The sequence below is a fragment of the Nocardia sp. NPDC088792 genome (assembly GCF_044750615.1).
In the GTDB taxonomy this organism is placed as follows: Bacteria; Actinomycetota; Actinomycetes; order Mycobacteriales; family Mycobacteriaceae; genus Nocardia.
On the sequence record NZ_JBIVKC010000009.1, the window covers coordinates 119335 to 131015 of the forward strand.

Genomic DNA, 11681 nt, shown 5'->3' on the forward strand with positions numbered 1-11681 from the left:
CGAAACCGATAGTGCAGCAGCGTAATACAGATACCGTCAGCGCAGGGCCTGGAAGATCAATACGGTGCCGCCGATCCGGACGGCGTCACCGTCGGCCAGGACCGCCGCGCTCTCGATGGGGTCCTCGTTGATGTAGATGCCGTTGGCCGAATGCAGATCCTTGATGAGCAGTCCGGCGCGGCTGGGCGTGATCTGCGCGTGGTAGCGGCTGACCTTGGGATCGTCGAGGACCAGATCGTTATCGGTCATGCGGCCGATCTTCATACCGCTCGCGGCGATCGCGATGACCTTGCCGTCCGGCAGCCGCAGCTGGCCCGCCCGTACGGCGCGCGGCATCTCGGTGACGGTCTCGGTCATGGCCTTGGCCATCCGTTCGACCTCGGCGATCTGCCCGGTGGCGAGGGGTTCCTGCCGCAGCACCTTCTGCTCCAGTGCGATCAGCGGCGGCCCCGGATCGATGCCGAGTTCGTCGTTGAGCAGTTCCCGCACCCGCCGGCACGCGTCGAGCGCGTCGGCCTGCCGTCCGGACAGGTACAGGGCGGTGATGTACTGCACCCACAACGGTTCGCGCAGCGGATATTCGGTGGTCAACTGCCAGAGCAGGCTCACCATGGATGCGGCTCGGCCGCAGGCGATCTCGGTGTCGATGCGCGCGGACAGCACCAGCAGCCGCTCTTCCTCCATGGCGGTGGCGAAGCTGTCGGCGAAACCGAGCCCGATCAGATCGTCGAGGGCCCGGCCGCTCCACTGGTCCAGCGCGTCACCGTAGAGCCGGGACGCGTTCTCGTGGTCGCCGATCGCGGCGGCCTCCGCGCCGGCTCGCCGCAGGCTCTCGAAGCGGCCCAGATCGCAATCGGTATCGGGCACCTCGAGCCGGTACCCGGCGGCCTCGGTGCGCAGCAGTGCCGCGGCGTCCACGCCGGCCGTACGCAGCGTCTTGCGGATGTTCGAGACGAACACCTGCAGACTGGCCTGATACGAATCGGGCGGATCGTCGTTCCACACAATGTCCGCGAGGGCCTGTGAGGACACCGCGCGCCGCCGGTTCACCGTGAGTGCCGCCAGTAGTGCGCGCGGCTTCGGCCCGCCGACCGGCACGGGCCGGCCGGCGACGAACAGCTGCACGGGGCCCAGCACCCGCACATCGACAGTCATGCCACCTGCCTCGATAGAGACCGCGGCGCGCCCGCCGCTCGAAAATTGCCCGGGATTCCGTCGTTTCGGGCGGAATCCCGGGTGTTGAGCTTACTTGGCGCTGATCGAACGTCCCGCCGACTTCAGGTCGTTGCAGGCCTCGACGACGCGGGCCGTCATATTGGCCTCGGCCTTCTTGAGGTAGCTGCGCGGATCGTAGACCTTCTTGTTGCCGACCTCGCCGTCGATCTTCAGCACGCCGTCGTAGTTGGCGAACATGTGTCCCGCGATCGGGCGGGTGAACGCGTACTGGGTGTCGGTGTCGACGTTCATCTTCACCACGCCGTAGCGCAGCGAGTCCTCGATCTCCGACTTCAGCGAGCCCGAACCGCCGTGGAAGACGAAGTCGAACGGCTGCGAACCGGCGGCCAGGCCCAGCTTGGCGGCGGCCACCCGCTGGCCCTCGGCCAGCACCTCGGGCTTGAGCACCACATTGCCCGGCTTGTACACGCCGTGCACATTGCCGAAGGTGGCGGCGAGCAGGTACTTGCCGTTCTCGCCGGAGCCGAGCGCGTCGATGGTCTTCTCGAAGTCCTCGGACGACGTGTAGAGCTTCTCGTTGATCTCGGCCTCGACACCGTCCTCTTCACCGCCGACGACGCCGATCTCGACCTCGAGGATGATGTTCGCCGCGTGTGCCTGCTTCAGCAGTTCCTTGGCGATCTCCAGGTTCTCGTCGATCGGGATCGCGGAACCGTCCCACATATGCGACTGGAACAGCGGGGGCAGGCCGTTCTTCACGCGCTCGGCCGAGATGGCCAGCAGCGGGCGCACGAAACCGTCCAGCTTGTCCTTCGGGCAGTGGTCGGTGTGCAGCGCGATGGTGACGTCGTACTCGGCGGCCACCACATACGCGAACTCCGCGAGCGCGACCGACCCCGTCACCATATCCTTCACACCCAGCCCGGAGCCGAATTCCGCACCGCCGGTGGAGAACTGGATGATGCCGTCGGAACCGGCATCCGCGAAGCCCTTGATGGCCGCGTTGATGGTTTCCGAGGACGTGCAGTTGATGGCGGGAAACGCGAAGGAGTTCTCCTTGGCCCGAGCAATCATCTCGGCGTAGATCTCCGGAGTCGCGATGGGCACAGTGACCTCCGTTGTGTGTGTGCTGTGTACAACAAATTCTGTCAGGCCACACGATAGGCGAATCGTATTTTCCGCACTTGACGGCCTCGCACACCCGACAACTTTGTGAGGTTGCTTCGAGGTTCGGTGTGATGTCCGTACTGCCGGTAGTGTGGTGGCCGTGACCTTGCTGGCCGTGTCAGATGCCGTGACGACCAACGCTGCTTTGCCCGCGATCCTGGACCCGATGCACCTGCTGACGGATACCTGGATGAAGGATGCGGTGCTCCCGGCGATCTTGGTGATCGTCTTCATCGAGACCGGTCTGCTGTTCCCGATCCTGCCGGGCGACTCGCTGTTGTTCACCGGCGGTCTGCTGGCGGCCCATCCGAGCCACCCGGTTTCGCTCTGGGTGCTGCTGCCGTCGGTGGCGTTCGTGGCCTGGCTGGGTGATCAATCCGGTTATTGGATCGGGCGAGCCATAGGCCCGGCGCTGTTCAAGAAGGAAGACACGCGCTTCTTCAAACAGCACTACATCACCGAAACCCACGCCTTCTTCGAGAAGCACGGTCCGAAGACCATCATCCTGGCCCGCTTCGTGCCCATCGTGCGCACGTTCATGCCGGTGCTGGCGGGCGTATCGAAGATGGATTACCGGAAGTTCGCGCTGGTCGACATTATCGGCGCGGTCGCCTGGGGTGGCGGTGTGACCGTGCTCGGCTACTTCCTCGGCAATATCGAATTCATCCGCAAGAACGTGGAAGCCATCTTCCTGCTCATCGTGGTGGTCTCGATCCTGCCGGGCATCATCAGCGTCGCCAAGAATCTGCTGCACCGCGGTACCCGCCCGGCCGAGAGCCCGGAGCTGGCCACCACGACGAACGAGCCGACCCGCTGAGCCGTCGGTGTCGACCACCCCGCTGAACCTTTCGATGAGCGGTTTCGGACCGCTCGAGACGGCCGGGCCACTGCTCGTCTGGGCCATCGTTCTGACATTCGTGTTCCTGGAGTGCGCGTTCATCATCGGGCTGTTCCTGCCGGGTGACTCCATGCTCATCACCGCCGGTGTGGTGCTGGCCTCGCAGGCCGGCGGGCAGGGGCAGGTGTGGGCGCTGTCGATCGCGACCATGATCGCGGCCATCGCCGGCAATCAGGTCGGCTATGTCGTCGGGCAGCGCACCGGGCATCACCTGGTGGCGCGCAAGAACGGTAAATACATCAACACGCGGAATCTGGCTCGCGTGGCGGAACTGCTGCACCGGCACGGTTTCCTGGCCGTACTGGTGGCCCGCTGGATTCCGTGGGTGCGCACGCTGTGCCCGCTTGTGGCGGGTGCGGCGGAGATGGATCATCGCCGGTACACCATCGCGTCGACCATCGGCGCGGTCATCTGGGCGCCGGTGATTCTGCTGACCAGCTACTACGCGGGCAGTTTCCTGGAGGACATTTCCTGGCTCATGCCCGTGGTGATCGGCACGCTGGTGGTGGGCCTGATCGTGGGCACTGTCATCGGTATTCGCCAGTACCGGGTGGAAATGCGGCGGCCCACCGAGGATTTCGACCTGGTGGACATGGACGCGGAGACCCAGCCGATTCCGCACGTGCAGCGCTGAACCGGTTTACCGCGGAGGCGTGCCCGGGACCTCAGAGTCCGGCTGCCGTGACCGTGTGCGCGGCTTCCATGAGTTTCCAGCCCGAAAGCTGAACGGACAGATCGCGTTCGGGGCTGCGGGAGGCTCGCACCGAACCGCTGCCGGTGGCGCGGCCGGCCCCGGCGATCCCGGGTAGTCGCGCGGGTTTGCGCCAGTCCGGTCCGAAGAGCGGGTCGCCCTCGACTTCGAGGCGGTTCTCCCAGGCGGCGTTCGCGGAGCGGTGGACGATACCGGCCGCGGTGCGGCGCGCGGCGGCGAAGTCGCCGTCATCGCCGGGCAGCATGACGGCCAGCAGGGCCAGGTAGCGGACGAGGATGCCGTTGAACAGGCCGCCGTCCCCGCCGCCGCCACCGCTGACGATGCCGCCTTCGGTCATATGCTCTTCGACCGCGAACACCAGCCGGGCCGCGCGTTCGGCGTGCCGGGGTTCGCCGGTGTGCACGGCGAGTTCGGTTTCCAGGCCGAGGACGACGCCCTGGCAGTAGCTGTAGGTGGGGCGTTCGACTTCGCCCGAGGGTAGGTGGATGCCGTCGAAGATGAGTCCGGTTTCCTTGTCGCGCAGCGTGTTGTCGAGCCAGTCGGCGATTTCCACGGCGCGGGGATAACGGCCGAGCCGGGCCATTGCAATACCGACCGGACCGTTTGCTGGGGCATTGAAGAAATCCGAACCCTTACGCCACGGCACCGCACCGAACTCCGGCTCGAAACCGGCGCACAGATCCTTGTCCAGCGCGAGCAGCCCGCCCCGCACCTCGGCGATCCCCTGCGTGCGCTCGGCCCGCTCCAAAGCGATTGCCAGCCACGCCATATCGTCGTAGTACTGATTGGTCCAGCCGCTGAGATTGCGAATTCGCATGGTGCGGGCGATCGCCGCGATCCGCCGCCGGCGCACCGGTGTCGGCGCGCGATTGGCCGCGTCCACACAACAGTCGACGAGATGCGCCTGCCACCAGTAATGCCAGGACGCGAACGCCCGATCCCGTTTGGTCGGCGGCCAGCCCACCACCCCGAGCTGGGTGCGCGGGATCCCCCACAACAGCCGCAGATGCCTGGTCACGATCGCTGACTCGGCCAGATCGGCACGCTCCGCCCAGAGCGCAGCGGTCGGCTCGATATTGCGCCCGGTCCGCGAAGTCATAGGACATATCGTGCCAGTCGGACGGGGCAGTTCGTGGCTGATTTGTTATGTCACCAGGCTGTCGCAGGATCGGCGTGTTGCCGAATCCAGGCGTGCATGGCGATCCCGGCCGCCACGCCCGCATTGATGCTCCGGGTCGACCCGAATTGCGCGATCGAGACGGTCAGCAGCGCACCATCTCTCGCGGCCGCGGTGACCCCGGGACCCTCCTGCCCGAACAGCAACAGGCAATCGCGCGGCAGCCGAGCGGATTCCAGCGGAACCGAGCCGGGAACATTGTCCACGGCCACCACCGTCAGCCCCTGTTCGGCCGCGAAACGCAATAGCTCGGCGGTATCGGAGTGGTGGACGATGTGCTGATACCGGTCGGTCACCATGGCTCCGCGCCGATTCCAGCGCTTACGTCCGACAATGTGCACGGCCGCCGCCGCGAAGGCATTCGCCGTGCGCACCACGGTGCCGATATTCGCGTCGTGCCCGAAGTTTTCTATGGCCACATGGAACGGATGCCGGCGCCGATCGATATCGGCGACGATCGCGGCCCGCGTCCAATAGCGGTACGGATCCACCACATTGCGGCGGTCACCGTGCTCGAGCAGTTCCGGGTCCAGGCGCGGATCGTCGGGCGGTTCGGTGCCGAACTCGTCGCGCCACGGCCCGACACCGTGCGGATGCTCGCCCCATTCGGTGGGACCGGGGGCGAGCGGATCGTCGGAGGCCGGGGCGGAATTCACCCGCTCATCGTAGTGACCGGGTATCAGTAGGAATTCGTGTGCTTGCTGTCGAGCACCGCGAAGAGGATCGCCGCGCCGTAAAACAACACGCCAGCAATTAGTAAGCAGGTGGCTACTATGCCGCACACATAACCGACCGTCACATTGCCGCGACCACCCAGCATGCCGCCCGAATGATCGATCTCCCGGCGCGCCTTGTGCCCCATGAACCACGCGATCGGCCCCAGCAACTGGCAGCACACCAGACTCAGGATGCCGAGCACCATGATGGTGGTGGTCTGCGGATGGTCCGGCGGCCGCCCGTACTGCGGAAAGCCGGGATAGCCACCGGGCGGATAGTCGTAAGGCGGATAACTCACGGCTGCATAGTATTCGGCCGCACCGCCGCGCGCCCGGCTACCCGAAACCCCTCGGACGCTACGAGGAACCGCTGAACGCGGCTGCCAGGATCGCGATCACGAAGATGGTGACGTAGAGCAGCAGCAAGCAGGTGGCGACAATGCCGCACACATAGCCGACCGTCACCAGGGTGCGCCCGCCGATCCCGCCGTTCGACGCATCGATCTCGTCGCGCGCCCGCCGGCCCATGACCCAGGCCACCGGGCCCAGGATCTGGCACAGCACCACGCTCAGAATGCCGACGATGAGGATGGTCGTGGCCTGCGGGTGATCCGGCGGCGGCGCACCGAAATACCCGGCCGGCGGATAGCCCGGCCGGCCGTATCCGCCCGCGGGCGGATAGCCGGGCGGCTGGTTGTAGCCCTGCGAACCGGCGTACGGCTGCCCGTATCCCGATGGCGTGCCATAAGGCTGACCGTATTGCTGTCCCGCCTGACCGTGCTGCTGCGCAGCCTGACCGTACTGCTGTGGCGCCTGACCGTAAGGCGGCTGCCCATAGGGCTGCTGGCCGTAAGGCTGCGCAGTTTGCGGCGCGGCATCGGACGGCGGGGGCGTGGCGCCCGCCGACCATTGGCCGTACTCCATGGGTGGCGCGTCCGTGGGAGCCTCGGTGGATTCCGCGGGCTTGGAAGAGGATTCCGCGGGCTTGGCGAAATCGACCGGTCCCGGATCGGCGTCCCCTGGTGTGGAACCCGGCTTCGAGACGTTCGACGCGTCATCGGTCATGCCCCAGATGCTAGGTGGTAGTGCCTGCCACACCCCGCATTTGCGGGTCTGCTCGATCGCTTCGTCCCCCACATTCCGGCCAGTATGTGAGGTATGACCGATCCGGCGGAGCAGTTCACCCGCACGACCGACCGATCTCCGCAGCCGTCGGGTGCGGCCGCGCCGGACGCGCGAGCGGCGCTGCTGACACTCCTCGTGGCCCCCTTCCAGGCACGGACCTGGAAGGAGTTCATCTACCTGATCATGGCGGGTGGGCTCGGGTTCCTGGCCGCGATGTACGGGCTGCTGGGGTTCGGTGGGACGCTGTACCTTTCGCTGTTCGTGGTCGGAATTCCGCTGCTGGCCTGCGTGATTCTGGGCGCGCGGGTGTGGGGGAAGATCTATCGCGTACTGGGGATCATCCTGCTGGACGCCGAGCTGCCGGATCCGCCGCCGTTCACGTTCCAGCGCAGTCCCTGGGGCTGGTTGCGGGCGGCGTTCACCGATCGCACCGCGTGGCGGGCGGTGGCATTCCTGATGATCCAGACGGTGCTCGGCGTCGCGGTCGGCGGTGGCGTGCTGCTGGTGATCACCCTGGTCGGGATATTCGCGCTGTCGCCGCTGCTGTGGTTCTACCTCCGTCCGACGAATATCGATACGCAGGGGGTGCCGCATCATTCGTTCCTCCAGTTCGGCGACTATTACGTGGAGACCTGGCCGCGGGTGCTGGTTGTCGGATTGTTCGGGCTGCTCGGGTGTTTCGTGCTGCCGTGGCTGATACGCGGTGTCTGCCAGGTACATCGGCTGACGGCGTACTGGCTGCTCACCCCGACCGTCCGCGATCAGCAACTGGTGGAACTGCAGGAGAGCCGCAGGGCCGCGGTGAACGATGCCACCGCGACCCTGCGCCGCCTGGAACGCGATCTGCACGACGGCACCCAGGCGCGGCTGGTGAGCATCGCCATGATGCTGGGCCGCGCCGAGGAACGGACCGCGGCCGGTGGTGAGGCGGGCGAGCTCATCGCCCAGGCCCGCTCCGGCACCAAGGAAGCACTGACCGAACTGCGCGAACTGGTGCGCGGCATCCATCCGCCCGCACTGGAACTGGGCCTGGGCCCGGCGCTGGAGACACTGGCCGCGCGCTGCGCCGTCCCCGTGGAGTTGCGGGTCCTGCTCCCCGTCCGCCCCACACCCGCCATCGAGACGATCGCCTACTTCTCGGTCGCCGAACTGCTCACCAATGTGGTGAAACATGCTGCGGCGACGCATATCTGGGTGGCGGTGCTGCCGACCGGCAATGCCGCGCTCGCGGTGAGCGTGCGGGACAACGGTCAGGGTGGCGCCCTGCAACCGGCCGAGGTCCGGGGTGAAGCGGTGGTGGCAGGCGGTCTTTCGGGCCTGGCCGCGCGGGCCCGGGCGGTGGACGGCACGCTGGTGGTGGACAGTCCGGTGGGCGGCCCGACGGTGGTCACCATGTACCTGCCGATCGCGGGCCCGCAATGATCGACGGCATGCGTACCGAGGAGAAGCGACTACGGGTGATCATCGCCGAGGACAATGCGATTCTGCGCGACGGCCTCACCTCGCTGCTGGTGGAGCGGGGTCACGAGGTGGTGGCCACCGTGGGCGAAGCGACCGGTCTGTCCGAAATGGTTGCCGAACATCTGCCGGACGTCGCCGTGATCGATGTCCGCATGCCCCCGAGCTTCACCGACGAGGGCCTGCTGGCCGCCCTGGCCCTGCGCCGCAGCCATCCGGGCGTGGGTGTTCTCGTTTTCTCGCAATGGATCGAGACCCGCTACGCCACCGAACTTCTCGCCGCCGGCGCCGGCGGTGTCGGCTACCTGCTCAAGGATCGGGTGGCCGATGTCAGCGATTTCGTGGACGCCCTCCGGCGCGTGGCCACCGGCGGTACCGCCCTCGATCCGGAAGTGGTCAGCCAGCTCATGGGCGCTGCCCGCCAGCAGAATTCACTCGCCCGCCTCACTCCGCGCGAACGCGAAGTTCTCGAATCCATGGCCCAGGGCCTGTCCAACGCGGCCATCGCCAAGGCCCTGACGGTGACCGAGCGCGCCGTCGAAAAGCACATCGGCAACATCTTCACCAAACTCGAACTGCCGCCCTCGGATATGCACCATCGCCGAGTATTGGCGGTTCTGCGGTTGAAGGGTTGAAACATCGCTGTGTGGTTGCGGGGCGTGGAAGACTGGGCGCATGCGTCGGTCGAGTTCCGCGGAAGCGCTGCAAACGTTTGCGTCCTGGCCTGATCACCTAGTGACGCTGTCCGAGTGGTCGGCGCTGCCGGAGAACAACCGGCATTGCCGGGAACTGGTGGACGGCGTGCTGGTGGTGGCGCCGCAGCCGCCGCGTCATCAGCTGGCGGTGTGGCGGCTGGCGGCGCAGTTGGAGCGGGCGCTGCCGCGCGGGATCGCGGCGCTGGCGCGGATCGAATTGGTGATCGACGAGGAGCATCCCGCCACGGTGCGGGTGCCGGATGTGCTGGTGGTGGGCGGGGCTGCGGGCGCCTCGCATGTGACGCGGGTGTGGCCGGGGGATGTGCTGGCCGCGATCGAGATCGTGGCGCCCGGCTCGCGGCGGACGGATCGTGTCACGAAGCTCTGGGAGTACGCGGCGGCGGGTATCCGGAATTACTGGCTGCTGGAGCCGGAGGATGCGGTGCGGCTGCTGGCGTACGAGTTGGCCGGGGACAGCTATATACCGACCGGTGAGTATTCCGGGACGCCGGAGATGGAACTCGAGGGCATCACCCTCCCCCTCGATCTCGACGCGCTCACGGTGCTGCGCACAACCGTCTGACCTCGACCGATTCCCCACCCGGTACGAAGATCGGGACTATCCTGGAATTCCAGGAAGCCGTGGTTGGAGGACGTCATGGACCACGCGCGCATATTTCGTACCGTGCTCGGCGTGACCGTCGTCTACGTCATAGCCCTCGGCGTGTGGCTGGGCTGGATCATGCCCCTCACCCCGCCGGGAACCGTGCCCATCCAAGTGATCACGCTGGTCGGCCTGTTCGGCACCTTCCTCGGCATCGGCATGCTGTTCGCGCAGCGCCCCACCCGCTCCGACCGCCGGCTGCTCCGGCACGGGCTGGAGGGCTGGGCCAATATCGAGGCCGTGCACCCGCTCACCCGCACCGACCACTGCACCGAGATCACCGAACTGGACCTCGAACTGGTGGTGCCCGGGTCGGAGTCCTACCGCGGCAGCATCGTCTTCGATATGGAACCGGTGGTGCGGCCGAGAATCATTGTCGGCGAAACCATCTCGATCCGAGTGGACCCGCACAATCGCGACCGCATCATGCTCTGCCTGTGAAAATAGGCGCTCACCGGCTGAAATATATGACATAGCAACTCGGCTGGCCGACCGATACGCCCGATTCTGGCCGTAGCATCACTGGTCATGACCACCGCTGCTTCAGAAGATCGCCGGGAAGCGCCGCTGGTGCTCGACACCGAGCCACCACGCACCCTGGGCTTCGTCGACCAGGGCGCATTCTGGCTGAACATCGGCATCAGCCTCATCGGCTTCAGCGGTGCCGCCGTCGTCCTCTCCCCCGACGGGAAATCGCATCTGCCGATCGCGGGCGCCATTCTCGCGACCGTGCTGGGCACGGTGATCGGTGCGGCCATGGTCGCCGGACCCGGCGCCATCGGCGCCCGCACCGGCGCGCCCGCCATGGCGGTACTGCGCGGACTGTTCGGTACGAAACTCTCCTACCTGCCGACCGTCGCCAATATGGTGCAGTGCATCGGCTGGGGCGTGTACGAGCTGACCGTCATCGCGCTCGGCGTCTCCGCCCTCACCCACGATCATGTGCCGCACTGGATCGTCATCATCGCCGCCGGCGCGCTCTCCACCGCCATGTCCATCTGGCCGCTGAATTCCGTTCGCGCCCTGCGTAAATACGTGTCGGTGGCGGTCGCCATCGCCATGATCTACTTCACGGTTCAGCTACTGCGGCAACCGGTTCCGGCGCCGACGGACACCAGCTGGAGCCAATTCTGGCCCGCCGTCGACAGCACCCTCGCCGTCTCCATCTCGTTCGTGCCGCTGGCCGCCGACTACACCCGGCACTCGCGTTCGCCGCGCACCGCGGCCGGCGCCACCGTACTCGGCTACTCGGTCGCGCAGATCTGGTGCTACCTGCTCGGCATCATCGCCATCCTGCAGGCCGGCGGCGACAGTACCAAGATCTTCGACACCTTCCTCGGCGTGGCCGCGGGCTGGCTGTTCTTCGCGGTCCTGGTGCTGCGTGAAGCCGATCAGTCCTTCGCCAATATCTACTCGACCGCCATGTCCATCCAGAACCTGCTGCCGCGCGTGGACCGCCGGCTGCTCGCGGGCCTGGTCGGGCTGGCGGTCACGCTGCTGGCGCTGCCGGTGCGCGACTTCTCCAGTTACGCCAACTTCCTGGTCCTGATCGGCTCGGTCTTCGTGCCGCTCTGCGCGGTACTGATCGTCGACTACTACTTCGGGCGCGGCCGCCGCGGCTGGGACCTCACCGAAACCGCGCCCACCCGGCTGATCATGCTGCTGCCCTGGGCGGCCGGATTCGTGACCTACCAGCTGTTCAACCCCGGTTCCATCAGCTGGTGGGCGAACTTCTGGAGCAAGGTGCAGGACACCGTGCACATCCACCCGGGCTGGTGGTCCTCGGCGTCACTCTTCGCCTTCCTGATCGCGGCCTTGGTCACCTGGCTGCTGATCCTGCTCGACCGGCGCCCGGCCGACGCCTCCCGACCGGTCGACCTCACAAAGGCCTGA

At 66.7% G+C, this 11681-nt stretch carries 13 protein-coding genes; 7 read left to right on the forward strand and 6 right to left on the reverse strand.

Features of this window, described 5'->3' with window-relative positions:
• Nucleotides 1-36 precede the first annotated feature (36 nt).
• Both ACIP5Y_RS45425 and fbaA read right to left on the reverse strand, forming a co-directional pair.
• Nucleotides 37-1155: a BTAD domain-containing putative transcriptional regulator gene (locus tag ACIP5Y_RS45425; protein ID WP_400359993.1), complete on the reverse strand. Its 1119-nt coding sequence runs from the start codon at nucleotides 1153-1155 to the stop codon at nucleotides 37-39.
• A 90-nt stretch (nucleotides 1156-1245) separates the two neighbouring features.
• Nucleotides 1246-2283, reverse strand: a complete 1038-nt coding sequence (gene fbaA / locus ACIP5Y_RS45430) for a class II fructose-bisphosphate aldolase (RefSeq protein WP_400359995.1) — start codon at nucleotides 2281-2283, stop codon at nucleotides 1246-1248.
• A 175-nt stretch (nucleotides 2284-2458) separates the two neighbouring features.
• On the opposite strand from fbaA, the gene ACIP5Y_RS45435 reads away from it, so the two are divergent.
• Both ACIP5Y_RS45435 and ACIP5Y_RS45440 read left to right on the forward strand, forming a co-directional pair.
• Nucleotides 2459-3160, forward strand: coding sequence for a VTT domain-containing protein (locus ACIP5Y_RS45435; protein WP_400360283.1), 702 nt, complete (start codon nucleotides 2459-2461; stop codon nucleotides 3158-3160).
• A gap of 34 nt (nucleotides 3161-3194) precedes the next feature.
• Complete coding sequence (locus ACIP5Y_RS45440) at nucleotides 3195-3875, forward strand: DedA family protein (RefSeq protein WP_400360284.1); 681 nt, start codon at nucleotides 3195-3197, stop codon at nucleotides 3873-3875.
• Between the two features lie 31 nt (nucleotides 3876-3906).
• On the opposite strand, the gene ACIP5Y_RS45445 is transcribed toward ACIP5Y_RS45440, so the two are convergent.
• The 4 genes from ACIP5Y_RS45445 to ACIP5Y_RS45460 are packed head-to-tail and all read right to left on the reverse strand — an operon-like array spanning nucleotide 3907 to nucleotide 6911.
• Nucleotides 3907-5052: a glycoside hydrolase family 76 protein gene (locus ACIP5Y_RS45445; protein ID WP_400359996.1), complete on the reverse strand. Its 1146-nt coding sequence runs from the start codon at nucleotides 5050-5052 to the stop codon at nucleotides 3907-3909.
• A 50-nt stretch (nucleotides 5053-5102) separates the two neighbouring features.
• The gene (locus ACIP5Y_RS45450; protein ID WP_400359998.1) at nucleotides 5103-5786 is read right to left on the reverse strand and encodes a TrmH family RNA methyltransferase; all 684 of its coding nucleotides are present in this window, start codon (nucleotides 5784-5786) and stop codon (nucleotides 5103-5105) included.
• A gap of 23 nt (nucleotides 5787-5809) precedes the next feature.
• Nucleotides 5810-6145 (reverse strand): DUF4190 domain-containing protein, encoded by a 336-nt coding sequence (locus tag ACIP5Y_RS45455; RefSeq protein ID WP_400360000.1) that lies wholly within the window; start codon nucleotides 6143-6145, stop codon nucleotides 5810-5812.
• 58 nt (nucleotides 6146-6203) lie between these two features.
• Nucleotides 6204-6911 (reverse strand): hypothetical protein, encoded by a 708-nt coding sequence (locus ACIP5Y_RS45460; RefSeq protein WP_400360002.1) that lies wholly within the window; start codon nucleotides 6909-6911, stop codon nucleotides 6204-6206.
• A 93-nt stretch (nucleotides 6912-7004) separates the two neighbouring features.
• On the opposite strand from ACIP5Y_RS45460, the gene ACIP5Y_RS45465 reads away from it, so the two are divergent.
• The 5 genes from ACIP5Y_RS45465 (at nucleotide 7005) to ACIP5Y_RS45485 (ending at nucleotide 11681) form a co-directional block, all read left to right on the forward strand.
• A complete protein-coding gene (locus tag ACIP5Y_RS45465; protein ID WP_400360003.1) occupies nucleotides 7005-8393 on the forward strand; it encodes a sensor histidine kinase in 1389 nt (462 codons plus the stop codon).
• 8 nt (nucleotides 8394-8401) lie between these two features.
• Complete coding sequence (locus ACIP5Y_RS45470; RefSeq protein WP_400360005.1) at nucleotides 8402-9064, forward strand: LuxR C-terminal-related transcriptional regulator; 663 nt, start codon at nucleotides 8402-8404, stop codon at nucleotides 9062-9064.
• 100 nt (nucleotides 9065-9164) lie between these two features.
• The gene (locus ACIP5Y_RS45475) at nucleotides 9165-9707 is read left to right on the forward strand and encodes a Uma2 family endonuclease (RefSeq protein WP_400360007.1); all 543 of its coding nucleotides are present in this window, start codon (nucleotides 9165-9167) and stop codon (nucleotides 9705-9707) included.
• A 75-nt stretch (nucleotides 9708-9782) separates the two neighbouring features.
• Nucleotides 9783-10229, forward strand: a complete 447-nt coding sequence (locus ACIP5Y_RS45480; protein WP_400360009.1) for a hypothetical protein — start codon at nucleotides 9783-9785, stop codon at nucleotides 10227-10229.
• Nucleotides 10230-10316: 87 nt separating this feature from the next.
• Nucleotides 10317-11681: a purine-cytosine permease family protein gene (locus ACIP5Y_RS45485; RefSeq protein ID WP_400360011.1), complete on the forward strand. Its 1365-nt coding sequence runs from the start codon at nucleotides 10317-10319 to the stop codon at nucleotides 11679-11681.